General features: G+C 65.9%; 24 protein-coding genes and 1 pseudogene. 12 read left to right on the top strand and 13 right to left on the bottom strand.

The features are described 5' to 3' along the window. Window positions 1–3 precede the first annotated feature (3 nt). Together ACNQS7_RS04020 and ACNQS7_RS04015 are read right to left on the bottom strand one after the other, a co-directional pair. Window positions 4–1407, bottom strand: coding sequence for a fatty acid desaturase family protein (locus ACNQS7_RS04020; protein ID WP_418011528.1), 1404 nt, complete (start codon window positions 1405–1407; stop codon window positions 4–6). Between the two features lie 14 nt (window positions 1408–1421). Next, window positions 1422–2519, bottom strand: coding sequence for a ferredoxin reductase (locus tag ACNQS7_RS04015; RefSeq protein ID WP_310786467.1), 1098 nt, complete (start codon window positions 2517–2519; stop codon window positions 1422–1424). 273 nt (window positions 2520–2792) lie between these two features. Between ACNQS7_RS04015 and ACNQS7_RS04010 the strand changes: the two genes are divergently transcribed. The 4 genes from ACNQS7_RS04010 to ACNQS7_RS03995 all read left to right on the top strand — a co-directional run bounded on the left by ACNQS7_RS04010 (window position 2793) and on the right by ACNQS7_RS03995 (window position 7658). Next, complete coding sequence (locus ACNQS7_RS04010; protein WP_418011527.1) at window positions 2793–3623, top strand: SDR family oxidoreductase; 831 nt, start codon at window positions 2793–2795, stop codon at window positions 3621–3623. A 177-nt stretch (window positions 3624–3800) separates the two neighbouring features. Then, window positions 3801–4907, top strand: coding sequence for a type III polyketide synthase (locus tag ACNQS7_RS04005; protein WP_418011526.1), 1107 nt, complete (start codon window positions 3801–3803; stop codon window positions 4905–4907). A 64-nt stretch (window positions 4908–4971) separates the two neighbouring features. Then, complete coding sequence (locus ACNQS7_RS04000; protein WP_418015871.1) at window positions 4972–5421, top strand: isoprenylcysteine carboxyl methyltransferase family protein; 450 nt, start codon at window positions 4972–4974, stop codon at window positions 5419–5421. A gap of 38 nt (window positions 5422–5459) precedes the next feature. Further along, window positions 5460–7658, top strand: coding sequence for a molybdopterin-dependent oxidoreductase (locus ACNQS7_RS03995; RefSeq protein ID WP_418011525.1), 2199 nt, complete (start codon window positions 5460–5462; stop codon window positions 7656–7658). A gap of 41 nt (window positions 7659–7699) precedes the next feature. Here ACNQS7_RS03995 and ACNQS7_RS03990 read toward each other — a convergent pair whose 3' ends face one another. Then, window positions 7700–7864 (bottom strand): hypothetical protein, encoded by a 165-nt coding sequence (locus tag ACNQS7_RS03990; protein WP_197419933.1) that lies wholly within the window; start codon window positions 7862–7864, stop codon window positions 7700–7702. A gap of 232 nt (window positions 7865–8096) precedes the next feature. Beyond that, window positions 8097–8297, bottom strand: a complete 201-nt coding sequence (locus ACNQS7_RS03985) for a hypothetical protein (RefSeq protein WP_418011524.1) — start codon at window positions 8295–8297, stop codon at window positions 8097–8099. A gap of 102 nt (window positions 8298–8399) precedes the next feature. Here ACNQS7_RS03985 and ACNQS7_RS03980 point away from each other — a divergent pair, with 102 nt between their 5' ends. Then, window positions 8400–9785 (top strand): serine/threonine-protein kinase, encoded by a 1386-nt coding sequence (locus tag ACNQS7_RS03980; RefSeq protein ID WP_418011523.1) that lies wholly within the window; start codon window positions 8400–8402, stop codon window positions 9783–9785. 2 nt (window positions 9786–9787) lie between these two features. On the opposite strand, the gene ACNQS7_RS03975 is transcribed toward ACNQS7_RS03980, so the two are convergent. Both ACNQS7_RS03975 and ACNQS7_RS03970 read right to left on the bottom strand, forming a co-directional pair. Next, window positions 9788–10105 (bottom strand): hypothetical protein, encoded by a 318-nt coding sequence (locus tag ACNQS7_RS03975; protein ID WP_055580119.1) that lies wholly within the window; start codon window positions 10103–10105, stop codon window positions 9788–9790. Between the two features lie 46 nt (window positions 10106–10151). Continuing rightward, entirely contained in the window at window positions 10152–11459 is a 1308-nt protein-coding gene (locus ACNQS7_RS03970; protein WP_418011522.1) for a DUF1254 domain-containing protein, read from the bottom strand. A 187-nt stretch (window positions 11460–11646) separates the two neighbouring features. Here ACNQS7_RS03970 and ACNQS7_RS03965 point away from each other — a divergent pair, with 187 nt between their 5' ends. Then, the gene (locus ACNQS7_RS03965) at window positions 11647–14229 is read left to right on the top strand and encodes an FHA domain-containing protein (RefSeq protein WP_418011521.1); all 2583 of its coding nucleotides are present in this window, start codon (window positions 11647–11649) and stop codon (window positions 14227–14229) included. Here ACNQS7_RS03965 and ACNQS7_RS03960 read toward each other — a convergent pair. Together ACNQS7_RS03960 and ACNQS7_RS03955 are read right to left on the bottom strand one after the other, a co-directional pair. After that, window positions 14184–14447 (bottom strand): hypothetical protein, encoded by a 264-nt coding sequence (locus ACNQS7_RS03960; protein ID WP_418011520.1) that lies wholly within the window; start codon window positions 14445–14447, stop codon window positions 14184–14186. The two genes, ACNQS7_RS03965 and ACNQS7_RS03960, sit on opposite strands and share 46 nt — an antisense overlap. After that, window positions 14444–15328 (bottom strand): M48 family metallopeptidase, encoded by an 885-nt coding sequence (locus ACNQS7_RS03955; protein WP_418011519.1) that lies wholly within the window; start codon window positions 15326–15328, stop codon window positions 14444–14446. The genes ACNQS7_RS03960 and ACNQS7_RS03955 overlap by 4 nt, the downstream gene beginning before the upstream one ends. A gap of 169 nt (window positions 15329–15497) precedes the next feature. On the opposite strand from ACNQS7_RS03955, the pseudogene ACNQS7_RS03950 reads away from it, so the two are divergent. The 3 genes and pseudogenes from ACNQS7_RS03950 to ACNQS7_RS03940 all read left to right on the top strand — a co-directional run. Then, a pseudogene (locus ACNQS7_RS03950) lies at window positions 15498–17105 on the top strand (class I adenylate-forming enzyme family protein); the annotation flags it as partial. Between the two features lie 3 nt (window positions 17106–17108). Next, a complete protein-coding gene (locus ACNQS7_RS03945) occupies window positions 17109–17882 on the top strand; it encodes a class II aldolase/adducin family protein (protein WP_418015870.1) in 774 nt (257 codons plus the stop codon). An 83-nt stretch (window positions 17883–17965) separates the two neighbouring features. After that, on the top strand, window positions 17966–19234 hold the full coding sequence (locus ACNQS7_RS03940; protein WP_418011518.1) for an amidohydrolase family protein: 1269 nt from the start codon (window positions 17966–17968) through the stop codon (window positions 19232–19234). Here ACNQS7_RS03940 and ACNQS7_RS03935 read toward each other — a convergent pair. Continuing rightward, window positions 19231–19647 (bottom strand): CBS domain-containing protein, encoded by a 417-nt coding sequence (locus ACNQS7_RS03935; RefSeq protein WP_418011517.1) that lies wholly within the window; start codon window positions 19645–19647, stop codon window positions 19231–19233. The genes ACNQS7_RS03940 and ACNQS7_RS03935 overlap by 4 nt on opposite strands. A gap of 130 nt (window positions 19648–19777) precedes the next feature. Here ACNQS7_RS03935 and ACNQS7_RS03930 point away from each other — a divergent pair, with 130 nt between their 5' ends. Continuing rightward, window positions 19778–20695 (top strand): alpha/beta hydrolase, encoded by a 918-nt coding sequence (locus ACNQS7_RS03930; RefSeq protein ID WP_418011516.1) that lies wholly within the window; start codon window positions 19778–19780, stop codon window positions 20693–20695. Here ACNQS7_RS03930 and ACNQS7_RS03925 read toward each other — a convergent pair. Beyond that, window positions 20688–21470 carry an SDR family oxidoreductase gene (locus ACNQS7_RS03925; RefSeq protein WP_418011515.1) on the bottom strand — a complete coding sequence of 261 codons (783 nt, stop codon included), beginning with the start codon at window positions 21468–21470 and terminating at the stop codon, window positions 20688–20690. The two genes, ACNQS7_RS03930 and ACNQS7_RS03925, sit on opposite strands and share 8 nt — an antisense overlap. 215 nt (window positions 21471–21685) lie before the next feature. On the opposite strand from ACNQS7_RS03925, the gene ACNQS7_RS03920 reads away from it, so the two are divergent. Both ACNQS7_RS03920 and ACNQS7_RS03915 read left to right on the top strand, forming a co-directional pair. After that, entirely contained in the window at window positions 21686–22483 is a 798-nt protein-coding gene (locus ACNQS7_RS03920; RefSeq protein ID WP_418011514.1) for an SDR family NAD(P)-dependent oxidoreductase, read from the top strand. Window positions 22484–22506: 23 nt separating this feature from the next. Further along, the gene (locus tag ACNQS7_RS03915; RefSeq protein ID WP_418011513.1) at window positions 22507–23178 is read left to right on the top strand and encodes a hypothetical protein; all 672 of its coding nucleotides are present in this window, start codon (window positions 22507–22509) and stop codon (window positions 23176–23178) included. Here ACNQS7_RS03915 and ACNQS7_RS03910 read toward each other — a convergent pair. The 3 genes from ACNQS7_RS03910 to ACNQS7_RS03900 are packed head-to-tail and all read right to left on the bottom strand — an operon-like array spanning window position 23175 to window position 26330. Next, window positions 23175–24041 carry an NYN domain-containing protein gene (locus tag ACNQS7_RS03910; RefSeq protein WP_418011512.1) on the bottom strand — a complete coding sequence of 289 codons (867 nt, stop codon included), beginning with the start codon at window positions 24039–24041 and terminating at the stop codon, window positions 23175–23177. The genes ACNQS7_RS03915 and ACNQS7_RS03910 overlap by 4 nt on opposite strands. Before the next feature lie 46 nt (window positions 24042–24087). Further along, complete coding sequence (fadD1, locus tag ACNQS7_RS03905; RefSeq protein WP_418011511.1) at window positions 24088–25680, bottom strand: fatty-acid--CoA ligase FadD1; 1593 nt, start codon at window positions 25678–25680, stop codon at window positions 24088–24090. Beyond that, window positions 25677–26330, bottom strand: a complete 654-nt coding sequence (locus ACNQS7_RS03900) for a TetR/AcrR family transcriptional regulator (protein WP_418011510.1) — start codon at window positions 26328–26330, stop codon at window positions 25677–25679. Before ACNQS7_RS03900 ends, fadD1 begins: the two co-directional genes overlap by 4 nt. Window positions 26331–26419 lie beyond the last annotated feature (89 nt).

Here is a 26419-nt window from a genome sequence, read left to right as displayed (position 1 = left end):
GACTCAGTCCTTGCCGCGTGGCGGCGGCTGCACCTCCACGCCGCTGGAGGCGTGCTCGGGCCCAGCGTCGGGGTGTTCGGCAGGAACCCGATCGCGATATTTCGTCGCCTCGCTGGATCTGGTGTCAGGGCCCGTCGCCTTCGCGCTACGGTACGGACCGGGCTTCGGCCGCGGCTTTCCTCCGGGGAACGCCAATCGGAAGATGGTGCGGTGCACCATGAACCACTGCTTTGAAAACCGCCCGGTGTTGTAGGGCAGCTCGTAGCGCTCGCAGATGTCCTTGATCTTGGGTGCGATCTCGGAGTACCGGCTGGCCGGCATATCGGGATACAGGTGGTGTTCTACCTGATAGCCGAGGTTCCCGCTGATCACATGAAACAGCGGGCTGCCGTCGATGTTGGCAGCGCCGACCAACTGACGCAGGTACCATTCCCCGCGCGTCTCGTCCTCGACTTCTTCCTGACTGAACGTGTAGGTCTGGTCCGGGAAATGGCCGCAGAAGATGATGGCGTGCGCCCACACATTGCGGATCACGTTGGCCAGCGCGTCGGCGGCCAGAGTGCGCAGATAAGTGCTCTCCGCGCCGGGCAGCACTTTATCGAAAAATGTTGCCGTGGCACCGATTCGGCCCTTATCCGAAACCCGGCGAAGCCGCCGGCCGAGGCGGGATCTGGCCGGCTGTTCGAGGCGGCCACCTGAGGCCAGTTGCACCAGCGTAAACGCCCCGGCGCTGATCAGCGGCCAGCCGATGTAGTCCTTGATGATCTGCGAGCGCGCCTTGACGCCGATCCCCTTCAGGTCCTTCCACACCTCTGACCAGGGCTTCTCGCGGGCCCGGATGGCGTCGATGTCCATGTCGTGCACAGCCACGCCCCACTCGAACAGCACCGTGAGCAGTGCGTTGTAGAAAAATTGCCCCAGATACCGCGGGTGCCAGGTCTGGTTCGGGTCGATCCGCATGATCTCGTAGCCGAGGTCTTTGTCTTTTCCGCGGATGTTCGTATAGGTGTGATGAATGAAATTGTGCGAGTGTCGCCACGACTCGGCGGTTGAGGCGGTGTCCCAATCCCACTTCGAAGAATGGATATCGGGATCGTTCATCCAATCCCACTGACCGTGCATCACATTGTGGCCGATCTCCATGTTTTCCAGGATCTTGGCCATACCCAGGCACGCGGTACCCAGGACCCACGAGGTCCTCGATCGAGAGGCCAGCAGCAGCACCCGGCCGACGACCACGATCTGCCGCTGCGCCGCAATGACCGCTTTGATGTAGTGGCGGTCCCGCTCGCCGAGATCGGCGAACACCTCGTCGTGAATGGCGTCGAGTTCTTTTCCGATTTTCTCCCGTTCCTGCTCGCCCAAGTGGGCGAACGGGCTTTCCTGGCGTTGCATGGTAGAAGTCATTGCTTTCCTTCCGGTCAAAGCTCTAGTTCGACGTCGCCTTCGGCGGCGTTGATGCAGATCCGGACCTCTTGTCCAGTCGGCTCGGTCACGTCCCCGGAGCGCAGATCGCGGAGCTTGCCGGATTTGAGCGTCCCCGTGCAGGTGTGGCAGATACCGATCCGGCACCCGAACGCGAGTTCCAGCCCGGCGTTCTCGCCTGCCTCCAGAATCGATGTGCCGCCGTCACATTCGGCTGTCTTGTCACTCTTGAGGAAGCGGACTTCGCCGCCCTCGCCGTCCCCGGCGTCACCACCGATCTTCGGCTGAAACCGTTCATAGTGCAGACGATCGGGGTCGCCGTTGTTCTCCCAATGCTCGATCAGCGCGTCGAGCATTTCCTCTGGTCCCGAGCAGAACGCTTCACGATCACGCCAATCCGGACACACTTCGTCGAGATCGCTCGGCTTGAGCCGGCCGCGATCTCCCGTGAGCCGCAGGTCCAGCTTCATTCCCTCGTGACGTTTGTCGAGCCCTTCGAGGACATCCAAGAACATGACCTGCTCGCGGGTACGAGCCGAGTGAATGTGCAGGACGTCTCGCATCTCGTTGCGACGATCGAGACTGCGCAGCATGCTCATGATCGGGGTGATGCCACTGCCGGCGCTGATGAACAGCATTTTGTCGGGCAACGGCTCCGGCAGTGTGAAGACGCCTTCGATCTCGCCGAGCCGGACCAACTCCCCGGGCTGGATTTTCTCGACCAGGTACGGCGAGACGACGCCGCTGTCGACTTTTTTGGGCGTCACGCTGATCAGGCCGTCCGCGGGTTCCGGGTCCGAGGTCAGTGAGTAGGCGCGCCAGTGATACACGCCGTCGATCACCAGACCCAGCCGCACGTACTGCCCGGGCTTGTGACCCGGCCACTCGTAACCGGGGCGAATCAGGACACTCGATGCTTCGGATCCCTGCGCCTCGACCCGCTCGACCTTCCCCCGGAGCTCTTTGGTCGTCCAGAGCGGGTTGATCATCTCGAGGTAGTCGTCGGGTTCCAGCGGCTTGAACAGATTCCGGATAGCTCGCAGAAAGAGTCTGCGGCCGCGGGGGACTTGGGGCTGAGCGCCGCGTTCTGCCATGCACAAAAAGTACACACTCGTACACTGAAATAAACCTGCAGACCCAAAATTGCTGTAAGCAATCCGCTGAGTACTGGGCAGCCACCTAAAGTTAGTTGAACAGATGTTCACCGAGCCGCTGGGTGGGCGGACGGTCCGAGCCGTTTGTGACGAGGATTACCCCTTGAAACCGGTTTAAACGTCGCACCAGCGAAAAGGGCCGAATGTGGAGCCGCCGACGCCCGACCCGCGTGTCGCGTCGTCAGATCCACAGTCGACCGCTAAGAAATGGCCATGACGCCGATTCGGCTCGCCGGGGCCGCCGTGGCCATCACGGGGGGCGCGCGCGGCATCGGCAGGGCCACCGCACAGGCGTTTGCGGCCAGGGGGTCCCGGGTGTTCATCGGCGATCTCGACGCCGACCTGGCTGCCGCAACCGCCGCCGAAATCGGCGGGCACGGTCTGGGACTGGACGTGCGGTCCCGGGAGTCCTTCGCCGCGTTCCTTGATGCGGTCGAGAAAGCAGGCGCCCCGCTGGCGGTATTGGTGAACAACGCGGGCATCATGCCCGCAGGGCGATTCGCCGACGAGGACGACGCGATCACCGACGCGATCCTCGACATCAACACCGGGGGAGTCCTGATCGGCACCAAGCTTGCGTTACCCGGCATGCTCGCGCGGGGCGCCGGTCATATCGTCAACGTCAGTTCGTATCTGGGCAAGGTGCCCGCAGCCGGACTGGCGACCTACTGTGCAAGCAAGTATGCGGTCGTCGGATTCAGCGAAGCGTTGCGCGACGAGCTCGCCGGGTCCGGAGTGACGGTCTCGGTCGTCCTGCCCTGCGCCGTGCGCACAGAACTGACCGCCGGAGTCAGGCTCGGCGGAGTGCTGCCTACCGTCAACCCCGAAGACATTGCGGATGCCGTGGTGACGGCGTGCGCCCACCGTCGCGCCGTCGTCGCGGTGCCGGCATGGATGCGGGCCTATGAGGCCACCGCCGCCGCGCTGCCGGACCGCCTGGTTGCCGCCGTTCGTGGCCGTCTCACCCGCAACCGGGTATTGCGGACGCTGGATACGGTCGCGCGTGCCGGCTACGAGGGCCGGGTGCGCGACACCACCCGCTAGAGGTCATCAACCATTCTGCGGTGCAACAGTTTTCAGAAAGTCACTGTACGCCCCAGGTTACTGTGAATGCGCTCGGAGAAGCCTGCCAATCGGGTGTGCGCCGGCAGATAGCCGAAATGTGTTCCAAATAACCGTAATCCGATGAACTAATCGGCCATTCGTGGCCGTGCCCTAGCTATGACCTTAACAACGTATTCCGGGTCGGCTCATCATGCCGGCCGACACTATGACGAGTCACCCCGAATCGCCGGTACCGCAGTGGCTTTCCCGCCGCACCGGCACAATCAGGAGGAAGTCGCACGCGAACTCACCCGGGTGACCGGGCCGGAGTTCATGCGCTTTGCCCGCACGGCCGGCGTCGACGAACGAAACCTCGCCCTGCCGCTGTCGCGGTACCCGGAGCTCAGCGGTTTCACCGAAGCCAACAATGCCTACATCGAGGTAGCCACCGATATCGGTGAGCGAGCGATACTTTCGGCCCTGGCTACAGCAGATATCGAACCAAGCGAGGTGGATGCCATCATCGTTGTCTCCAGTACCGGGATGGCGGTGCCGACACTGGACGCGCGACTGATCCCGCGGGTGGGACTGCGCCCGGATGTCAAGCGAATCCCGTTGTTCGGGCTGGGCTGCGTGGCGGGTGCTGCGGGAATGGCCCGCTTACATGACTATCTCCGCGGGTTTCCCGGCGACGTGGCGGTGCTGCTGTCGGTGGAGCTGTGTTCACTGACGTTGCAGCGTGACGACGTCTCCATCCCGGCGCTGATCGGAGTGTGCTTGTTCGGAGACGGCGCCGCGGCTGTCGTAGCTACCGGAGCCGGTCGTAATATGCTTGGCGACAGCATGATTCGCGATCCGCGGATCTTGGCGACGCGGAGCCGGGTGATTCCGGACACCATCGGCGTGATGGGTTGGGATATCACCTCCAACGGATTTGGGCTGGTGATGGGCCGCGAGGTCCCGCAAATGGCCGACGACTACCTGCGTGGCGAGGTTGACGACTTCCTCTCCGAGAATGGTTTGTCGATCGACGACATCTCGGCATGGGTGTGCCATCCCGGCGGCCCCAAAGTGCTCGACTCCATCGAGAAGGCACTGGCGCTACCTCCGGAGGCGGTAGGGCACAGCCGTGACTCCATGCGAGAGAACGGGAACATCTCCTCGGCGTCGGTTCTCGACGTCCTGTGCCGGACGGTTGCCGACCCACCATCCGCGGGTTGCTACGGAGTGCTGATGGCGATGGGTCCCGGTTTCAGCTTCGAGCTGCTGCTGCTGCGCTGGTGAGGGGTAGGTCGTGTATTACTACTTGTTCATCTTCGCGGTCGGCTTGGAACGGCTGGTCGAGCTCATGGTCGCCCGGCGCAACGCCGCATGGTCAGTCGCCCGGGGAGGCCGGGAGTTCGGCCGCGGTCACTACCCGGCAATGGTCAGCATGCACGCGTTGCTGCTCATCTCGTGCATCGTCGAGGTGGCGGCACTACATCGCCCGTTCATCCCATGGCTGGGTTGGCCGATGGTTGCGGTCGTGGGGCTCAGCACCGTCGTTCGCTGGCGCTGCGTCGCGACGCTCGGTAAGCACTGGAACCCAAGGCTGATCGTGATTCCCGGGGCCCCGCTGGTGACGGGTGGGATCTACCGCTGGGTTCGGCACCCGAATTACACCGCCGTCGCGGCGGAGGTGGCAGCGCTCCCGCTGGTGCACTCGGCCTATCTGACGGCGTTGGTGTTCACCATCGCCAATGCCGCGGTGCTCAAGGTCCGGATCCACGCGGAGAACGCCGCTCTGGGCTATGCATAGCCCTTCCGATACCCGTAGTAGCGGAATACAGTGAGAGGGTGACCAGCCCTGTAGACGGCAGGTACCTGCATACCTGCCCGTTGTGTGAAGCCATGTGCGGCTTGGAGATTCGCGTCCAGGACGGCAAAGTCGCGGGCATCCGCGGCAATCGGGACGACGTCTGGAGCCACGGGCACATCTGTCCCAAGGGAGCTGCCCTGGCCGGCTTGCACGACGACCCGGACCGGATTCGGCAACCGCTTGTCAAAATCGAGGGGCGCTGGCAGGAGGTCAGTTGGGATGCGGCGTTTCGGCGCTGCACCGAACTGCTGACGCCGGTGATCCGCAAGTACGGGATCGGCGCGGTCACGGCATACACCGGTAACCCGCTGGCCCACTCCTTCTCCCTGGCCCGCTACGCGGGGGTGCTGCTGGGCATGTCAGGCATACCGGTCACGTATTCGCCCGGCACGGTCGACCAGTGGCCGAAAAATCTGTCGTCGCACCTGATGTACGGCGGCTGGTGGAACTTCCCGGTACCCGACATCGAACGCACCGACCTGTTGGTCATCATGGGCGCCAACCCGGCGGCATCGCAGGGCTCGCTGCTCGCGGCGCCGAACGTGATGGGTCTGATCGACGCGATCGGGAAGCGCGGCAAGGTGATCGTGATCGATCCGGTTCGCACCCGTACCGCCGACCATGCCGACGAGTGGTTGCCGATCGTGCCCGGCACCGACGCCGCCCTGCTGTTGGCGGTCACCCATACCCTGTTCGCCGAAGACCTGGTGGCACCCGGGCCGCACGTCACAGGCGTGGACACGATGCGCCGGGTCGCGGCAGAGTGGCCGCCGAGCCGGGTGAGTGCGGTCACCGGCATCGACGAAGATCGCATTCGAACATTGGCCCGTGAATTGGCCGGCACCCAGAAATCGGTGGTGTACGGCCGCATCGGCCTGTGCAATCAGGAGTTCGGCAGTCTGGCCAGCTGGCTGGTCGACGTCGTCAACATTCTGCTCGGGCACTTCGACACTCCCGGCGGCGCGATGTTCCCGCGGCCGGCTGCCTGGTCGATCACCACGCAGCCCCTGCCCGGGCTGGAGGACGGCGCACCGGAGTTCGGTCGATGGCAGACGCGGGTCCGGGGGGCCAAAGAAGTGCTCGGCCAGGTTCCGGTGTCCTGCATGGTCGAAGAGATCGCGACCCCGGGGGAGGGACAACTCAAGGCGCTGATCACCATCGCCGGCAATCCGGTGCTCTCCTCGCCCGGCGGCGACAAGCTCGACGAGGCGCTGCCGATGCTGGAAGCGATGATCTCCGTTGACAATTGGCTCAACGAAACCACTCGCCACGCCGATGTGATCCTGCCCGGCCTGTCACCCCTCGAGCAACCGCACCACGATGACCTGGTGCTGCAGTTCGCGATTCGCAGCTTTGCCAACTATTCGGCACCGGTGTTCGACCCGGGTGAGCGGCCGCATGAATGGGAGATCCTGATCCGCCTCACCGGATTGTGCACCGGCACACCGGCGGAGGACGTCGACGTCGGCGCGATCGACGACGGCTTCTTCGACTATCTCGCATTCACTCAGGGCCTCGACGGTGCGGTCATCCGCCGGCGCTACCAGCAGGGCGGCCCGGAGCGGATGCTGGACCTGACCCTGCGCACCGGTCCTTTCGGTGATCGCTACGGCGAGAACCCGGGCGGGCTCACACTGGACCTTCTGAAGGCCAATCCGAACGGGATCGACTTCGGGCCGATGGTGCCGCAACTGCCCGGCATTCTCGGCACCGCCGACAAGAAGATCCGGCTTGCCCCGCAATACCTGCTCGACGACCTTTCCCGACTGGCCGCCCGGCTGGATCGCCCTGCCGAACCGCTGGTCCTGGTCAACCGGCGGCATCTTCGGTCAAACAATTCGTGGCTGCACAACGTGCCCGCGCTGATGAAGGGCAGGGATCGCTGCACCTTGCTGATGCATCCCGCGGACGCGGCCCGGTGCCGGGTCAACGACGAGGACATCGTCACGGTGAAGTCGGAGTCCGGCGAGATCAAGGTGCCGGTCGAGATCACCGAGGCGATCAAGCCCGGTGTGGTGTCGATGCCGCACGGCTGGGGTCACGACAAGCCGGGGACCCGGTTGTCGGTGGCCAGCGGTGCGCCCGGCGCCAACACCAATGTGCTCTCACCGCCCACCTGGATCGACGCGCCCTCAGGCAACGGCGTCCTCAACGGGATTCCGGTGACGGTCAGCTGAACGCCGGCGCCCGGGACTACCCCGGGCTCACCGACGACTGGCTACGCCCCTCTGCTGATCACCTGATCGGCCGCGGCACGCATCTGGTCGGACAACCGGAGCAGATCGTGCTCACCGATCCCGTTCGGCAGGGTGTAGGCCACTTGACGCAACTCGACGGCGTAGTTGCGAAGCTGCTGGCGGAGTCGCGTCTCGATTGTCGGCATGACGCTTCCTAACGGTGGGGACTGGCCCGGGCGCCCCTCTGATCGACCGGCCTTCTCGAATCTATGCCCGGTGGAGCGTCGTCCGCGAGGGCGCCGCAGTGGTATTTACGAGAGATTGACGGGCCATTTACAGTCCGTACCCTTCAGCCGCGCCTCGATGACACCCTTGGTGAAGCGATTTCGTGAAGCGCTTCATTAGCTGACGGCCCGCACCGCGCTCCGCGGCCGCAACTCAGTCGGAGTCCTCCGGTTCGTCGTCGATCACCACGGTTTCCTGCTGTTCCTGCCAGTCCGCAGCGCTCGCTTCGAGCGGCAACTCGGCCGGTCCACCCTCGTATTCGTCGTCATCGGAGAGGTCCGTCGTGGGCCGCAGCTGTTCAGCGGCGTCGGCGATCGGCACGTCGTCGGGGAAAGTGTTGTCGCGCTCGGACATGGACGCCAAACTACTCCGTGCGGGCCGACGAAAACGCGGGCTATGCCGATGCGGGGCCCCATCGTCGGTTTCCGCGATCGTCCTGCGGGCTACTATGCGGCCATGGCGCTCGACGAAGGATCGACGTTTGCCGGGTACACCGTCATCAAGCGGCTGGGATCCGGCGGCATGGGTGAGGTCTATCTGGCCAAGCACCCCCGGCTGCCGCGCCAGGACGCACTGAAGGTTCTCAAAGCCGACGTGTCGGCCGACAGCGAATACCGGGAACGGTTCCACCGCGAAGCCGACACCGCGGCCACGTTGTGGCATCCGCACATCGTTGCGGTGCACGACCGCGGCGAGTCCGACGGCCAGCTCTGGATCGACATGGACTACGTCGACGGCACCGACGCGGGGGAGTTGTTGGAGGAGCGTTACCCCCAGGGGATGCCGGGCCCGGAAGTGGTCGAAATCGTGACCGCGGTCGCCGAGGCGCTCGACTACGCCCACCTGAACAAGCTGCTGCACCGCGACGTCAAGCCCGCGAACATCCTGATCGCTCAACCGGATTCGCACGACCGGCGAATTCTGTTGGCAGATTTCGGGATTGCCGGTCTGGTGGGTGAATCGACGGGGCTGACCGCGACCAACATGACGGTGGGCACCGTGGCCTATGCGGCGCCCGAGCAGCTGATGGGCAACGACCTCGACGGGCGGGCCGACCAGTATGCGCTGGCCGCCTCGGCATACCAGCTGCTCACCGGTGCGCCTCCGTTTCAGCACTCCAATCCGGCGGTGGTGATCAGCCAGCACCTCAGCGCCTCACCCCCGGCTATCAGTGAGCGCAGCCCGGAACTGTCGAATCTGGACCCGGTTTTCGCCAAGGCGCTGGCCAAGGACCCGAAGGATCGCTACCTGCGGTGTATCGATTTCGCGCGGGCGCTGAGCCATAACCTGGGCGGTGCCGGGGATCCCGACGAGACCAGCCTGTCCCTGCCCGCCGTGGCCGCCTCCGGACCCAAACGCTCCCTGCTGCGACCTGCCGTCGTCGTTCCGGCGCTGCTGGGGATCCTGCTGGTCATCGCGGTCGTCTTCGCTCTGCAGGAGTACCTGCGCGCGGACAAGGAAGAACGCGCGACGCCCGCTCCGCAGCCGCCGGCGAGCACGTCTCTGCCCGCATCCACCACCGGAGCGGGGGGCCCCTCGGTGACCCCGGCGCCGGAGATCCCGGTTGTGGCCATCGGCGCCGACTGTTTCCCGCTCGGCAGCCTCGGCACCACGAAGACCGGGGCAACGGCGTATTGCTCGATGATCCAGGGCAGCAACACCAGCATCTGGTCGCTGACCGAGGGCACCGCGGCGAGCCCGACCGTCAGTGCCACGCTGGAACCGAACGAGACCCCGCCGCCCAGCGAGCAGGAGACACCGGTCCGGGTGTGTATGGAACAGACCGGGCAGACCAGGCTGCAGTGCCTGCAGGAAATCCGCCGCGGCAACGGCCGGCCCTGAACCTAGACGCACCCGCTCACGGTGATGCGCCGTCCCACGTTCGCGCAGACGTTGATGTTCGGTGGCGGCGGCGGGGGAGGCGGGTAGTCCTCCGGCAACGGCGCATAGTCCGCCGGCGGCGGGACGTAGGGGGCGACGGCGTCGGCGATATTGGTGCAACCGCTGACCGAAATGCGTCGTCCGGCGTTGACGCACACGTCGGCCATCGTGGTGCCGGGCGGCCGGCCGATGTCGAACACCTCGGGCGCGGCGGTCAGCGCCAGCGCCGCAACGGCGATCGCCCCGCCGCTTCGCTTCCATGGACCCAGCTTCTGACCCATGTCGATCTCCTTCCGGTGGGCGTTCATCATATTCGCGAGCGGCGCGTCAAACCCGGCGAACGGGCGGTGGCGACCAACCGCCCGCGATGACCTCCGGCCGAGGCGCGTAGAGCCGCATCGTCACTCCGACCGGGCCGCGCGGCGCGGGTAACCAATTGTCCCTGCGCGCCGGGCCGGGGTCCTCGTGCTGAATGTAGATATCGAGCGAGCCGTCGTCGTTGTAGTGCAGATGATCCCGGTCGCCGATCGCGAACCGGTTCAATTCGTTGGCGACCTGGAATCCTTCCGCGTCGTACATGGTGATCGACCAGAACGCGTCCACCGGCGGCAACTTGTCGGCGTCGAAATGGACGACGTATGGGTTGTCACCGCTGACCGGGTTCCCGTCGGCGTCGGACGCGAGCAGCGGATAGACCGCGTCCTCGGGAGGGTTGGCACCCAGACCGATCAATGCCACTACCGCGCGCCGGAAGTAGTTGTTGCCGTAGACCCCCATGCCCTCACCGAGGCTGATCCAGCCGTCGACACTGGCCGCGAGCCTGGGTCCGGCCGCCAGCATGTCGGCGAGCGCATCGTCCTTGCCCTGCTCGATCTGGGCGACCTGTTCCGCGCTGAACCGGCTCGCGTCGAACGGCTTGCCCCGTTGGACGCCGAGCAGCGCGAGGCGGGCCAGGATGGAGAAGTCGGTCGCATGCGGGGGGTTGACCCGCAGCAGTTCGGCGGCATAGGAGAGGTAGTCGACCGCGGTCATCCCATTGACGACCTTGAGCGGCTCGGTGGTCACGTCGTACTCCGGGTCAGCCTCGAATTCGGCTTTCGGCCCGAGCTCGGTGATGCGGAATCCGTCCTGGACCTTGTATACCGCCGGGTAGTCGTCAGGGCCGTTGGTCTGCGTCCGACCGATGAGCCAGACATACGGAGTCGGCGAGGGGACGACCGTCGTCCCCGCGGGCAGATCTCCGGTGTCACCAGGTCCGGTGATCACCAGATCCAGTGGTCCGGTGCCGGTGGTTCGTTTGCCGGGATTGGCGAACACATCGGACCACATGTCCAGCATCGGCAACATGTAGAAGCGATCGTCGGTGTCGTCGGCATGAAGCCGGACGGGACCATTACTCAGATCGAGCCACGCGATCGAGTAGAGCGTGTCGAAGTTCGGCCGCACCACCGACCGGAACTCCGCCGGCGGAAACTCCCGCAGATGGGAGAACTGGTTGGGCGGGCCGAAACCGGGCCGTGATCCGGGCGCCGAGTTGAACGCCTGCAGCCTGGTGACGTCCATCGTCACGAGCGGATAAAAGTAGACGAACGCTTCATAGCTCAGGGTGCGCAGATCGTCGGATAAGGTGGTCAAGTTCTCTCCTTGGGGCCCGAATTCGCCAGAGGCTTGAAGGATAGAGCTCAACGAATCGAAATGTCGGCGTTCGCAGCGGCTTCGGGGGCCACCGCGCGCGTCTGACCAGGCCCGCCCGGTTACTTACCCGGTTACAAACGACGTCCTGCTTCTTTAGTTGGCGTCCATGCCGATAAAGTTGGTTGCGATGACCCAGACAGCCGCTCCACCTGTCCTGACCGTGCGGTATGACGGTGCCGAGCGCACCTTCGCAGCGGGCCACGACGTAGTCATTGGCCGTGATCTGCGCGCCGATGTCCGCGTGGCGCACCCCCTGATATCCCGCGTGCACCTGTTGCTGCGCTTCGACCAGGGTCGATGGGTCGCCATCGACAACGGCAGCCTCAACGGTTTGTACGTCAACAACCGCCGGGTGCCGGTCGTCGACATCCAGGACGGCCAGCGCGTCAACATCGGCAACCCGGACGGACCGGCGCTCGACTTCGAAGTCGGCAGGCGCAACCAGGGCTCGGTCGGCCGCCCACCGGCGACCACCGCGATGGCGATTCCGTCGCGGCCCAGCGGCCCAATCCCCGCCCAGGGCGGGCCGCCGAGCGGCGCTAACTGGGGTGCCCCGCCGCAACAGCATCCGTCCACAGCGCGGATGCCCGCAGCGCCCCCCGGCCAGCCGCCGTCGGGACCGCAGCCGCGTTACCCGTCGGGTCCGCAGCCGATGCAGCAGCCGTCGCCACAGATCTACCGGTCCTCGGCGCAACAGCAACCGCCTCCGGTGATCGGCCGGACCGCCGAGGCCGGCAGCAGGACCTCGATGATGAAGATCCTGCGGCCCGGCAAGGCGGGCGACCTGCCGGCGGGCGCGGTCAAGATCGGTCGCGCCGACGACAACGACATCGTCATCCCCGAGGTGCTGGCCTCGCGGCACCACGCGACCCTGATCCCATCTCCCGGCGGTACGGAGATCCGGGACAACCGCAGCATCAACGGCACGTTCGTCAACGGCACCCGCGTCGAATCGGCGATTCTGCGTGACGGCGATGTGGTCACCATCGGCAACATCGACCTCGTCTTCGCCAATGGGGCGCTGTCGCGGCGCGAAGAAAGCCTGTTGGAGACCCGCACCGGCGGCCTCGACGTGCGCGGCGTGACCTGGACGATCGAGGGCAACAAGACGCTGCTGGACAACATCTCGTTGACGGCGCGTCCGGGCATGCTCACGGCCGTCATCGGTCCGTCGGGTGCGGGCAAGTCGACTTTCGCGAAGCTGGTCGCCGGGTACACCCATCCGACCAGCGGCACGGTGTCGTTCGAGGGGCACAACGTGCACTCCGAGTACGCCTCGCTGCGGAGCAGGATCGGCATGGTGCCGCAGGACGATGTCGTGCACGGGCAGCTGACGGTGAAGCAGGCACTGATGTACGCCGCCGAGTTGCGGTTGCCGCCGGACACCACCAAAGAAGACCGCGAGCAGGTGGTGGCCCGCGTCCTCGAGGAACTCGAGATGACCAAGCACCTGGAGACGCGGGTGGACAAGCTGTCCGGCGGTCAGCGCAAGCGCGCCTCGGTCGCGCTGGAACTGCTCACCGGGCCGTCGCTGCTGATCCTCGACGAACCCACCTCCGGCCTGGACCCGGCGCTGGACCGCCAGGTCATGACCATGCTGCGGCAGTTGGCCGACGCCGGTCGTGTGGTGCTGGTGGTCACGCACTCACTGACCTACCTGGACGTGTGCGACCAGGTGCTACTGCTGGCACCCGGCGGCAAGACGGCGTTCTGCGGACCGCCCAGCCAGATCGGCCCGTCGATGGGCACCACGAACTGGGCCGACATCTTCAGTTCGGTGGCCGAGGACCCGGACGGCGCCAAGGCCCGCTACCTGGCACAGACCGGCCCGCCTCCGCCGGTACCGCCGACGGAGAAACCCGCCGAGCTAGGGGAGGCCGCACACACCAGCCTCGTCCGGCAGTTCTCCACTATCGCCCGGCGGCAGTTGCGGCTGATCATCTCCGACCGCGGCTACTTCATCTTCCTGGCGATCCTGCCGTTCATCATGGGCTCGCTGTCCATGTCGGTGCCCGGTGATGTCGGCTTCAACGCCCCGCCACTGACCAGTGACGCGCCCACCGAGCCGGCCCAGATCCTGGTGCTGCTCAACGTCGGCGCGGTCTTCATGGGGACGGCGCTGACCATCCGAGACCTCATCGGTGAGCGGGCCATCTTCCTGCGCGAACAGGCGGTGGGGCTGTCCACCACGGCCTATCTGCTGGCCAAGGTCTGCGTCTACACCATCCTGGCGCTGGTCCAGTCGGCGATCGTGACCGTGATCGCGCTGCTGGGCAAGCCCGGTCCGAAGGCGAGCGCAGTGGTGCTGGGAAGCCCCGCCCTCGAGCTCTACGCCGACATCGCTGCGACGACCGTCGCCTCGGCCATGCTCGGGTTGGTGCTGTCATCGCTGGCCAAGACCAGCGAGCAGATCATGCCGCTGCTGGTGGTGGCGGTCATGTCGCAGCTGGTGTTCTCCGGCGGCATGATTCCCGTCACCAACCGGTTGGGGCTGGACCAGATGTCGTGGGTGACCCCGGCGAGATGGGGTTTCGCCACTTCGGCCTCGACGATCGACCTGACCCGATTGTGTCCGGTTCCACAGGTCCCGAAGGACTCACACTGGAAGCACACGGCCGGGGCGTGGACGTTCGACATGGCGATGCTGGTGGTGCTGAGCATCTTCTACCTGGGCTTCGTGCGCTGGAAGATTCGCCTCAAGAGCGGCTGACCGACGCTGATCGTCTTGGTCTCCCATCCGGCGCCAACGTTCGCCAGCATCAGCGCGAACAGCACGCCGATCGCGGTGATCGGCAGTCCGAGGTAGAGCATCCAGTCCACCGGCAGGCCGGCCCGGCTCAGCATCACGTAGTGCAGCAGCAGCACCACCGCGACGGCCCAGCCGGTCAGCAGCACGACGACCTTGGTCTTCATCGCGTATGCACTCATCTGGGCCACGGGGCGGGCGCGGGCCACTGCGGGGCCGCCACCGGCTGCCTGGGCCGGAAGAACAGAGCACCCGCGACCGCGCGATTGCGCAGCGCCGACGCGCGCCACGTGTTCACCGGGTGTGACGCCAGCGCGTTGGCCAGCCACACGAAGAACCCGGTCTCGGCGCCAGCCCGGTCCGCCATGCCGTCGAAATCGACCCAGCGCAGCAGGTACTTGCCGGCGCTCAGCACGCCGATGGCGCGACGGGCCCCTTCCGGGCGGAACGCGTAACCGTAGTTGTCGGCCGTGTACTCCATGGAACGCGACAGCGCCTGCCCGAGGAACGGAATCTTCATGGCCAGCTGGCTGAGCTGGCGCCAGTACGACGCGTGCCCGGCTGCGATGTGGCCGACCTCGTGTCCGATGACGAAGGCCAGCGCCTCGGGATCGCGGGCCTGGCCGCCGATCTCGAACAGGTCGCTGTAGACCACGACATAGCGGCGGAAGCCGTGACCGCTGGCGAAGGCGTTGATCTGCCCGTTGCCCAGCACGACGTACGCGTCCGGCACCTCGGCGAGACCGAAACGCTGCGCCGCCTCCACGACCAGCCAGTAACCCTCGGGAAACTGCGTGGGCGACATCTTCACGCCGTTGGCGCGCTGGCGGCCGTAGTTCAGCCCCCGGCCGAGGAACAGCAGAACCGGCGTGGCGAGCACCGACAGCCACAACAGGCTGACCTTGCCGGACAGCACCAGCGCGCATGCGATCAGGTACAGCACGACGCTGGACGCGATGACCAGCACGAGCAGGCCGATCTCCCACGGGTGGCGCCGGGGTTGCTCACGGAAGCCAGTCGGTGGGTGCGGGTGATGGTGTGTCGGTGAATCGACGATGGCCATGGCGGTCCCTGGACTCCTGACGTCGGTCTGTGCCCGCGGATTTTGGGCGATACCAGGTTGCGTGCCGGCCCTTGGAAGGTTCTTGGGGGATTCTTGGAGTGCTGGTCAGCGCGGTGGGCCTCGGACGGCCGGTGACCTGCCTCACTGTCAGCTTTCCTATCATTCGGTTATGACCGCCGGCGCGCTGAGCATCATGCGGTCGCCGGCATTCGCGGCCGGGGACGCCGCGGCGTTCCGTGCCGCCGGATGGTGGACCGACTCGACACTGTCCGACGCAGTTCGCCGCAACGCCGAACGGTCACCGGACCGGGTGGCCTACATCGACTATCCCGGCGGCGCCCTGACGTGGGCCGAATTCGACGCCGCGGCGACCGCGCTGGCCGGGCAGCTGGCCGGCTCAGGGGTCGGCCGCGGTGATCGGGTCGCGGTGTGGCACGGCGACACCGCCGCCATCCATGTTCTGTTCGTGGCCGTCGAGCGCTGCGGCGCCGTCGTCGTCGGCATCGGTGCCCGCGCCGGCACCCGCGAAGTCGCCCATCTGCTGGGTGTCACCGAACCTCGAGTCCTGATCAGCGACCAGCAACGTGGCGCCGCCGCGGCGGCGGTGGCGGCGGAGCTCCGGATGGCGGTGCAGGTACTGGGCAGTGACGGCATGGCGCCGCTGCTCGAGGTCGACGCGCCGGCCGCGGCGCCGGGCATCGAGGCACAACTCGGCCCCGACGACGTCTTCCTGATCAACTCCACCTCTGGGACCACCGGGTTGCCCAAGTGCGTCGTACATACCCAGAATCGTTGGCACTACTTTCATCAGAAGGCCGTCGCCAACGGGCTGTTGACACCCGAAGACATCTTTTTGCCGGTCATCCCGATGCCCTTCGGCTTTGGAATCTGGACCAGCCATACCACCCCGATCCACCTGGGAGCCACCACCGTGCTGCTGCAGCGGTTCTCCACCGCAGCCGCGTGCGAGGCGATAGCCCGGCACAAAGTCACCGTAATGTGTTGTGTCAGTACCCAATTGACCATGCTGATGGCCGACCCTAGGGTGCGCGAGGCCGACCTGAGCTCGCTTCGGGTGGTGTTCACCGGTGGCGAAGCGCTGCCGTACCGGCCGGCCGCGGAGTTCGAGGAACTTACCGGCGCCAAAATTCTGCAGTTCTACGGCTCCAACGAGACGGGCCTGCTCAGCGGTACGACCCTGGATGACACCCTGCACCACCGGCTGCGTACCGGTGGCCGGATCGTCCCGGAGATGAAAGTCCGCCTCTACGACGGCGACCGCGACGTCACCGGGACCGGCCACGGCCAGCCGGCCTGCCGGGGTCCGGCAACCAGCCTGGGCTATCTCGATGGGATCGACCACGAACGGCTGTTCACCTCGGACGGGTGGATGCGGATGGGCGACATCTGCGAGATCGACGGGGACGGTTATCTCAGCGTCACCGGCCGCACGTCCGACTTCATCGTGCGGGGCGGCAAGAACATCAGCGCCGCACAGGTCGAAGACTCCACCATGACCCATCCCGCGATCGCAGTGGCGGCCGCGGTGGCGATGCCCGACCCGGTGTTCGGCGAAAAGGTCTGCCTTTATGCCGAACTCGTCGAGTCCCGCACCCTGGACCTGCCAGAGCTCGTCGAACATCTTCTGGCGCTGGGTGTTTCCAAGGAGCTGCTGCCCGAACGGCTCATCGTGGTCGACGAGCTGCCCCGGTCATCGGGCGGCAAGATCGCCAAAGGTGAACTGCGGGAGAACCTTCGAGCCAGGATGGAGGCGGGCGTTATGGACGGTCCTCGGGTACGGCGTGGCGGGCTGGAGGTGTGGGCGCCGTCGGTGGTGCCACCGATCGGGGTGAAGCTGTCCGACGAGCAGGCGCTCGCCGTCGCCTTCCGCCATCTCGCCTCGATCGGTTTCGCCGAGAACATGGCCGGGCACATCACCTGGCAACGGGACGGCCAGACCGACATGCTGGTCAACCCCTGGGGGCTGTGGTGGCAGGAGCTCACCGCGTCGGACATCTGCGAGGTGGACGCCGATGCCCGGGTCGTGCGTGGACGGTGGGATGTCACGCCGGCCATCCACATCCACACCGAACTGCACCGCGTCCGCGAGGACGCCCGGGTGGTCATCCACAATCACCCCTACTACGTGTGTGTGCTGGCCGCGCTCGGCAGGCTGCCCGAGCTGGTTCATCAGACCGGATCGCTGTTCCTGGACGACATGTGTCTGGTCGAAGCCTATGAGGGGGAGATCGATACCCCCTCGCGCGCAGCAGATCTGGTGGCCCATATCGGGAGTGCCAACCTGACGGTGCTGGCCAACCACGGCGTCATCGCCACCGGCCGCAACCTGCCCGAGGCCGTGTACCGGGCGGCGTCCATCGAACGGGTGTGCCGGATGGCCTACGACGTCATGCTCACCGGTATCGCACCCTCGGAGATGAAGTGGTCGGACATGGTCGGCATGCGGGCCTCGCTGATCGAGCGCGCCGCGGACGTGTACTGGGCCGGTGCGGCGCGGATGACGATCAAAGCCGATCCCGATGTGCTCACCTAACCCCCGCGAGCAGACACAAAATCGCACGGAATGCCCGAAAATTGTGCGATTTTGTGTCTGCTCGGCGATGAAAGGAGACCGGCATGAAATCGATTGACGAGTTGGCCGCCGACCTGAACTTCACCACCGCCAAGACCGGTGAGCAGCGCACCGTCACGTTGCTGCCGGATCCTCCGAGAGCGCAGCGCCGTTACACCGTCATCTCGGTGGACGACCACATCGTCGAGCCGCCCGACACCTTCACCGGTCGTCTTCCGCGGAAGTTCGCCGACCGGGCACCCACCGTGGTGGACACCCCCGAAGGCGGACAGACCTGGGTGTACGACGGGCAGGTGCTGCCCAACGTCGGCTTCAACGCCGTAGTGGGCCGGCCGGTGTCGGAGTACGGTTTCGAACCGGTCCGATTCGACGAAATGCGCAGGGGCGCCTGGGATATTCATGCGCGAGTCAAGGACATGGATCTCAACGGCATCTACTCCTCACTGAACTTCCCATCGTTCCTGCCTGGATTCGCCGGTCAGCGGCTGCAGCAGGTGACCAAGGACCGGGGCCTCGCGCTGGCTTCGGTGCGGGCATGGAACGACTGGCACCTGGAAGCATGGGCGGGGCCCTACCCCGGCCGGATAATTCCGTGTCAGTTGCCCTGGCTGCTGGATCCCGAGCTGGGCGCCAAGATGATCTACGAGAACGCCGAGCGCGGTTTCCACGCAATGACTTTCAGCGAGAACCCGGCGATGCTGGGATTCCCGAGCATTCACTCGGGCCACTGGGAGCCGATGATGGCGGCGTGCGCCGAGACCGGCACCGTGGTGAATCTGCACATCGGCTCTTCGGGATCGTCGCCGTCGACGACCGCGGACGCGCCACCGGACGTGCAGGGCGTGCTGTTCTTCGCATACGCGATCTCGGCCGCGGTGGACTGGCTGTACTCCGGGCTGCCGAGCAGATTCCCCGACCTCAAGATCTGCCTGTCCGAGGGCGGGATCGGTTGGGTAGCAGGGCTACTGGACCGTTTGGACCATATGCTGAGCTATCACGAGATGTACGGCACCTGGCGTGATCTCGGTGAAAAACTTACTCCCGCAGAGGTTTTCAAGCGCAACTTCTGGTTCTGCGCCGTGGAGGACAAATCGTCGTTCGTGCAGTATGAGCGCATCGGGGTGGACAACATCATGCTGGAAGCCGACTACCCGCACTGCGATTCGACCTGGCCGCACACCCAGCAGACCATCCACGAGGAGATCGGTGAACTGCCCGACGATGTGATCCGGAAGATCACCTGGGAGAACGCTTCTCGGCTCTACCAGCACCCGGTGCCCGCCGAGGTGCAGCGGGATCCCGACGCGTTCTAACCGAGGTCGAGTTCGGCTCCCGAACAGTAGACGCCGAGAACGTCGCGGGCCGAGACGATACCCAGCAGCGCGCCGTCACGTTCGACCAGGATGTGGCGGATGTAACGGTCCATCATCCGGGTGGCGACTTCGTCGACGGTCGCGTCAGCGTCACACCACACCAACTTGGTGCTGGCCACATCGATCGCCCGGACGGACTCGAGGTCCATTCCCGCGGCCACCGCGCGCACGATGTCACGTTCGCTCACCAACGCGCCCGGATTGTCGTCGTCGCCGACGACCATCGCGCCGACGTTCTCGGTCACCAACGCACGCGCGGCGTCGGCCAGACTCGCGTCGGCGGCGACACGCGCCACCGGGTCGCCGGTCACAGTGGAAATCGGCAGGTTCCCCACGGAAGAAAAGGCAGTCACGCCACCATGTTCGTCAGAGCGTGCCGCTCGTCTCTAGTGACTTCAGTCCCTAAATCTGGTGGCCTTGGTTATCGACGACCGACCCTGGTGCACGGGTCAACGATTATCTGCGAATGTATGGTCAGTAGCGATGAGTAACCAGTATCCGGCCGACGCGTTCACCTCTCGGCATGCGGTTGACCCGGGACTCCGTTCCATCGCCAGATTTCTGCCCCGGGGATACGGGCTGCACCGCGGCCTGAGGGTTCCCCGCGCCCTGATGGGGCTCGCCGGCGTGACCGGGCGCGAGCGCGACGTGCCGGTTGTCGCGGTCGATGGGAATGTCACCGTCCGGATACACCGGCCGGCCGAATTGGCGCTACCGGCCCCGGCGTTGCTGTGGATCCACGGCGGTGGAACCGTCATGGGAAGCGCGGCTCAGGAGGACCGCTACTGTCGCAAGCTGTCCCACCTGTCCGGTGTTGCGGTGGTCGCGGTGGAGCACCGCCTGGCGCCGGAGCATCCCTATCCGGTTCCGTTGGACGACTGCTACGCGGCGCTGCTGTGGCTGCAGCGCCAATCGTGGGTGGACCCCGACCGAATCGCGGTCGGAGGCGCGAGCGCCGGCGGTTACTTCGCGGCCGCCTTGGCGCAGCTTGCCCACGACCGCGAAGACGTCCGCCCGGTTTTCCAGCTGCTGGTCTACCCGATGCTCGACGACCGAACCGGAGCGAAACCCGATGGGCGCAAACGGATTATGTGGAGCGAGCGGGACAATCAGCTGGCTTGGCAGTGGTATCTGTCCGGAGCGGACCCCGCATCCGCGGTACCGGCGCGGCGCGACGACCTGTCAGGCCTTGCACCGGCCTGGATCGGGGTCGGAACGCTCGACCTGTTCTATCAGGAGTGCGTCTCTTACGCGCAACGCCTGCGCGACGCCGGGGTCGCCGTTCATGAGCAAATCGCCCCGGGTGCGTTCCATGCCTTCGACCTGCTCGCCCCGAATGCACCGATTTCGTTGTCGTTCTTCGCCAGTCAGTGCCGGCATCTGCGTGACGCGCTCAGGTGACCCATTCCGGCTGCTCGGCGGTGTCGACCGCGGAGAAGTCTTTGTGCCCCAGACCGGCCACGCAGCCACCGTCGACCACGAACTCCGAACCGGTTGAGTAGCTGGACTCATCGCTGGCCAGGTAGATCACCAGGTTCGACACTTCCTGAGGTTCGGCGATACGGCCCAGCGCCGTCTGGAAGATGTCCTCGGGCACCCACTCGGTCATCGGTGTCCTGATCAGCCCCGGATGGATGGAGTTGACCCGGATCCCGCTGGGACCCAGCTCCAGAGCGGCCGACTTGGTCAGCCCCCGAACTGCGAATTTCGTTGCCGTGTAACCGTGGCAGGCAATCGTGCCGGCCAGGCCCTCGATCGAGGAGATGTTGATGATCGACCCGCGGCCGGCGGTCTTCATCGGTTTGACCACGGCCCGGATGCCGAGAAAGACACCGGTGAGGTTGATGTCGAGAATCCGCTGCCATTCGGAAAGCTGGTAGTCCTCGAAGGTTCCGATATTGATGATGCCGGCGTTGTTCACCAGAATGTCGAGGCGGCCGAACTCGGACAGGGTGGTCTGCACCGCGGCGTCCCACTGGTCCGGGTCGGTGACGTCCAGATGCACGTAACGTGCGGCCTCGCCGACGTCGGCGGCGACGGAATTGCCCTCGTCGTCAAGGATGTCGCCAAACACCACCCTGGCCCCTTCGGCGACCAGAGCCCGAACATGGGACGCACCCATGCCACGGGCCCCGCCACTGATCAAAGCGACTTTGTCGGTCAATCGGTTCGGCATTGAATCTCCTGACGGTTGGGCGCCCTGTCATGGTGGCACACCACGATTCCCGCAAGAACGCCGCATCACCATACATAAACCGTCTGTCCGTATGGCGGCTTCACACTTCTCGAGCGCAGGCGCGCCCCGGGCTTCGAAGACCTGGACCCAGCGCTACGGGCTGCCCGTTGACGCGGTCGGGTCGTGAACGGAGCCGTTCGACTACCGTCATCGCAATGGAGTTAAGCGGCAAGACAGTTCTGCTCACCGGCGCAACCGGCGGGCTGGGAAGAGCGATCGCCAAGGCGCTCGCACAGCGCGGAGCGCGGCTGATCGTCAGTTCGCGCAAGGCGCAGGAACTCGACGAGCTGGCGGCATCACTGTCGGGCAGCGGGCACCGGACGATTGTCAGCGATCTCGCACAGCCCGGCGCCGCCGCGGCGCTGCTGGCCGAGGCGGGTCCCATCGACGTGCTGGTCGCCAATGCGGCGCTGCCGGCCTCGGGCAAGCTCGACAGCTTCACCGCCGAGCAGGTGGACCGGGCGCTGCGGGTCAATCTCGAGGTCCCGGTGCAGATGACCCGGGAGCTGATCCCGGCATTCACCGCGCGGGGTTCGGGGCACTTCGTCTACATCTCGTCGATCTCCGGCAAGACCGCGACGGCACGCGCCTCGCTGTATGCGGCGACCAAGTTCGGTCTGCGCGGGTTCGCGCTGTGTCTGCGCGACGACCTGCGGCCAGCCGGTGTCGGCGTCTCGGTCGTCAGCCCAGGAGCGATCGGCGGCGCCGGGATGTTCGCCGACTCGGGGGCTTCGGCACCTCCGCTCATCGGCACCGGGACACCCGAGCAGGTCGGGGCCGCCGTGGTGACCGCGATCGAGCGAAACCGCGGCGAGGTGACCGTTGCGCCGCTGCGGCAGCGGGCGCTGGCGCGCTTCGCGGCGAACGCTCCCGAGGTCGCCTCCCGCCTGGCCGGGGGAGTCGCGGCCAGGGCGGCCGACCAGATCGCGGCCGGGCAGATCGACAAGCGCTGAAAAACTAGTGGCATCCTGGCGTCGTGGGTGTCCTGTTCCGGTTGGTCGAGTTGCTCCTGCTCGCCTTGCCGCTGATCGGCTTGATCGCGGCGGGCATCAGGGCCGTCTCGGCCATGAACCGGCGAACACGGCAGACCACTGACTCGTCGGACGACAACTCCGCGGCAGCGGCCCGCGCAGCCTCGACCGGAAACCCGGCGGCGCACTGGCAGGCCATCAAACGTGCGATCGAGGCGCACGAGAAAACCGACGCTCGATGGTTGGTGTACGAACTCGATGCCACCCGGCTGCTGGACTTCCCGGTGATGACCGACATGCGCGACCCGCTGACCACCGGATTCCACCGGGCCAAACTGCGCGCAGACCTGCACAAGCCGCTGCGGGCGGAGGATCTTTTCGACGACCGCGATGCCGCGCGCGAGTATCTCGACGCGGTCGAAGACTACGTGACCGCTTTCAACGCCGCGGAAGCCGAAGCGATGCGCCGTCGCAGCAGCGACTTCTCCAAAGAGGAGAGACAGCGGCTGGCGCGGGCGCAGAGCCTGCTGCGGATCGCCGCGGACACCGCTGCCACCACCCAGGAACGCCAGCACGCGTATCAGCTGGCGCGCACCGAACTCGACGGCCTGATCGTGCTGCCCGACAACACGCGGACCAGCATTGAGCGCGGCATCCTCGGCGAGATCGACCGCTAATTCTTCAGGCGCACCATACGCGTGGTGGTGCTTTCGTCGAGCTCGACGAGATCGGTGCGCGAGCGCAGGAAGTCGCTGAAAGACTTGAACCCCAATGACTTCTCGCTGAACGACGGGTTCATCCGCTTCATCTGCGCTTTGACTACCGAATTGTGCAGCCAGTCCACGTCGTCCTTCTCCTGGCCGATCCGCAGCGCGCGTTCGAGCAGGCCGGTGGCCGCCAGCTGCGGGTCCGGAGCGGGCGGCTCGTCGTCCGGTTCGCCGGAGCTCGCGCGGCGTGCGCGTTTCTTGGGCGGGCTGGCAGTGATGGGCGAAATCCCGGGCAGCGCGTCGTAAGTGACGAATTCGTCGCAGGCCGCGGCCAGCGACTGGCTGCTCGCGCCTGCCACGCCGATACCGACGACGTAGCGCCCCAGGCGTTTACACCGCTGCGCCAACGCGATGTAGTCCGAGTCGCCGCCGACGATCACCACATGTGTCAGATCAGGTAGCCGGAACATGTCCTCGACCGCGTCCACGGCCAGCCGGATATCGGCGCCGTTCTTGCCGTAGGCGGCCGCCGGGAACAACTGCACCAGGTCGACGGCGCGGCCGACCAGTTGACCGTGGTAGGCCGCGTTGACCTCGGCCGACCAGTCTGCGTACGCGCGGGTCAGCACCAGCGTGCCGAACGAGGACGCGAAATCCATGATCGCGCCCAGGTCGACCGTCGCCGCCCGCAGTTTCTCCTTGTCCAGGCCCTTGGACTTGTCCCGCTGGAAGGTGTTGCGGCCGTGCACCTGGTCGTAACGCGAGATCACGATGTTGTCGAAGTCGAAGTACACGGCCACCCTGGTCGCGCCGGAAGCGCTGGAGTCGGTCATGCGGACATCGTCCGGCATTCGGTCGTTGACGCCAACTTCCGCGCCGTCAACGGCCGGCGTGGGACTGGATCTGGTAGGCGGTGCCACGTTCCTCGCGCACCCACAATTCCTCGTCCGCCCCGACGGTGGTTCCCTGGGCAATCAGCTGGCGCTTGAGCACTTTGTGCGTTGCGGTGCTGGGCAGATCCGTGGCGATCCGGACGTATCGAGGTCGCGCCTTGGGGGAGAGGTCCGGCTGCGCGTCCAGGAACGACTCCAGCGATCGCGGGTCGAATGAGTGTCCCTGGTGCAGGACCACAGCCGCCACGATCTGGTCGCCCACCCGTTCGTCGGCGACGGCATATACGGCCACTCGGTTGATTGCCTTGTGGCGCAGGAGAATCCGCTCGATGGGAGCCGCCGCGAGGTTTTCGCCGTCGACCCGCATCCAATCAGCGGTGCGCCCGGCAAGATAGATCCAGCCCTGGGAGTCCTTGTATGCCAGATCGCCGGACCAGTACATGCCGTGCCGCATGCGTTCGGCGTTGGCCTGCGGGTCGTTGTAGTAACCGGTGAACAGACCCGATCCCGTGGTGTTCACCAGTTCACCGACGGCGTCGTCGGCGTTGATGAGCGCACCGTGTTCATCGAACCGGGCGACGTCGCACTCGGTGACTGTCTCGCTGTTGTAGACGGCAACCCCGACCGCCCCCTTGCCGATCGAGCCGAGAGGCGTGCCTGGTTCGCGTATCACCATGACGGCGTTCTCGGTGGAGCCGAAGCCGTCCTCGACCTGTACGCCGAAGCGGCGCGCGAACTCATCGATGTCTTTCTCGTTGGCCTCGTTGCCGAACGCCACCCGCAGCGTGTTGTCCGCGTCGTCCTCGCGCCGGGGCGTCGCCAGGATGTAGGCGAGCGGCTTGCCGACGTAATTCATATAGGTGACCTGATACCGGCGGACATCGGAGAGAAAATTGCTGGCCGAGAACTTCGCCGGCACGATCGATGCCCCGGAGACCACCGCCGGCGCCCAACCGGCGACGACCGCGTTGGAGTGGAACAGCGGCATCGACACATAGCAGGTGTCGCGCTCAGTCAGGGCGAACCGCTCGGCGAGGTTCAGCCCGGCGAAAGCCGGCATCAGGTGCGCCACCCGCACCGCCTTGGGGTTCCCGCTCGTGCCGGAGGTGAAGATCATCATGAACGGGTCCATCATCTCGACCTCCCGATGGGGGACGAGTTCGCCGGCGTCGGCGACCAGGGCGGCCCATTGCGATGTCGAGGTGTCGATGATTCGAATACCGGGCAGGTTCAACCCGTCCAGCAGCGCGCGGTGTTCCGCATCGGTCACCACGATCTGGCAGTCTGCGCGCACGATGTCGGCGGCCAGCGCTTCGCCGCGCCGGGTGGTGTTCAGCCCGCACAGGACGTACCCACCCAGGCCCGCCGCCGCCATCTGCGTCAGCATGTCGGGTGTGTTTCCCAACAGCGATCCGACGTGCATCGGACGGTCATGGTCGGCGGCGGCGAGCAGGGCCGCCGCCTGAGCGCCGGCGTCCGCCAGGTATTTACTCCAAGTCCATTGCAAATCGCCATATTTCACGGCGAGGCCGGAATCCGTCAGCCGTCGGCGCAGCAGCGCCTGCACAGTTTCGGTCACGAATCCGACGCTCCCGCCCGGTCGAGGTAGCTGCTGACGATATCGACGAGCAGCCGGCGCTCCCTGCCGGTGTCGACGGGCCGTTGCATCACCAGCTGGTTGGCGATCATGCCCCGCAGTGTGGTCAGCAGCAGCTCACCGATGGCGGCGTTCTGGGTCGGGCTCAGATCCCGGTCGATAGCGTCGATCAGCGTGTTGAACGTCTTGCCGAGTCTTCGGATGCGGTTGGTGGTGGGCTCGCCGCGGGTGGCACGAGTGCCGATCAGGATTTCGGTGGCCGCGCGCCCGGTAGGGCTCGACATCGCATGCCAGGCCGCCGTCACGGCCGCCTCGACTTTTCGGTGCGTCGTGGTGTCGGCAGTCGCCGCGGGCAGCGAATTCAGCGCGTCCAGCAGTTCCTCGAACCCCTGGTCCACCACTGCCATCAGCAGCCCGTCACGGTCACCGAAGTGATACTGGATCACCCCCCAGGTGACCCCCGCCGTGTCCGCGATGTGCCGGCCGCTGGCCGCGGCAATGCCTTCGCTGAGCACGATCTGGACCGTCACATCGATCACCTGGGCGCGCGTCCGCTCGGCGCGGACCTGATTGCCGTGGGCGGGCCGCGTCGGAGCAACTCGTCCGGACATCATCACGAAATCACCTGTCACTCATCCAGGACGACGGGCCGTCGCCGGCGAAACATTGCAACCGCTAGGTTATGCCATCCGTGCCGACGCGGTACGGCAGCCCGGCGGGC

It is taken from the genome of Mycobacterium sp. 23 (assembly GCF_048287075.1).
GTDB lineage: Bacteria > Actinomycetota > Actinomycetes > Mycobacteriales > Mycobacteriaceae > Mycobacterium > Mycobacterium gordonae_B.
This window is presented reverse-complemented; position numbering and strand designations above follow the sequence as displayed.

Bases quoted from the DNA above. Each gene is read 5' to 3' on its own strand.
- ACNQS7_RS04020 (WP_418011528.1), bottom strand. From the start codon at position 1,407: ATGACTTCTACCATGCAACGCCAGGAAAGCCCGTTCGCCCACTTGGGC.
- ACNQS7_RS04015 (WP_310786467.1), bottom strand. From the start codon at position 2,519: ATGGCAGAACGCGGCGCTCAGCCCCAAGTCCCCCGCGGCCGCAGACTC.
- ACNQS7_RS04010 (WP_418011527.1), top strand. From the start codon at position 2,793: ATGACGCCGATTCGGCTCGCCGGGGCCGCCGTGGCCATCACGGGGGGC.
- ACNQS7_RS04005 (WP_418011526.1), top strand. From the start codon at position 3,801: ATGACCTTAACAACGTATTCCGGGTCGGCTCATCATGCCGGCCGACAC.
- ACNQS7_RS04000 (WP_418015871.1), top strand. From the start codon at position 4,972: ATGGTCGCCCGGCGCAACGCCGCATGGTCAGTCGCCCGGGGAGGCCGG.
- ACNQS7_RS03990 (WP_197419933.1), bottom strand. From the start codon at position 7,864: ATGCCGACAATCGAGACGCGACTCCGCCAGCAGCTTCGCAACTACGCC.
- ACNQS7_RS03985 (WP_418011524.1), bottom strand. From the start codon at position 8,297: ATGTCCGAGCGCGACAACACTTTCCCCGACGACGTGCCGATCGCCGAC.
- ACNQS7_RS03980 (WP_418011523.1), top strand. From the start codon at position 8,400: ATGGCGCTCGACGAAGGATCGACGTTTGCCGGGTACACCGTCATCAAG.
- ACNQS7_RS03975 (WP_055580119.1), bottom strand. From the start codon at position 10,105: ATGGGTCAGAAGCTGGGTCCATGGAAGCGAAGCGGCGGGGCGATCGCC.
- ACNQS7_RS03965 (WP_418011521.1), top strand. From the start codon at position 11,647: ATGACCCAGACAGCCGCTCCACCTGTCCTGACCGTGCGGTATGACGGT.
- ACNQS7_RS03960 (WP_418011520.1), bottom strand. From the start codon at position 14,447: ATGAGTGCATACGCGATGAAGACCAAGGTCGTCGTGCTGCTGACCGGC.
- ACNQS7_RS03955 (WP_418011519.1), bottom strand. From the start codon at position 15,328: ATGGCCATCGTCGATTCACCGACACACCATCACCCGCACCCACCGACT.
- ACNQS7_RS03945 (WP_418015870.1), top strand. From the start codon at position 17,109: ATGGACGGTCCTCGGGTACGGCGTGGCGGGCTGGAGGTGTGGGCGCCG.
- ACNQS7_RS03940 (WP_418011518.1), top strand. From the start codon at position 17,966: ATGAAATCGATTGACGAGTTGGCCGCCGACCTGAACTTCACCACCGCC.
- ACNQS7_RS03930 (WP_418011516.1), top strand. From the start codon at position 19,778: ATGAGTAACCAGTATCCGGCCGACGCGTTCACCTCTCGGCATGCGGTT.
- ACNQS7_RS03925 (WP_418011515.1), bottom strand. From the start codon at position 21,470: ATGCCGAACCGATTGACCGACAAAGTCGCTTTGATCAGTGGCGGGGCC.
- ACNQS7_RS03920 (WP_418011514.1), top strand. From the start codon at position 21,686: ATGGAGTTAAGCGGCAAGACAGTTCTGCTCACCGGCGCAACCGGCGGG.
- ACNQS7_RS03910 (WP_418011512.1), bottom strand. From the start codon at position 24,041: ATGACCGACTCCAGCGCTTCCGGCGCGACCAGGGTGGCCGTGTACTTC.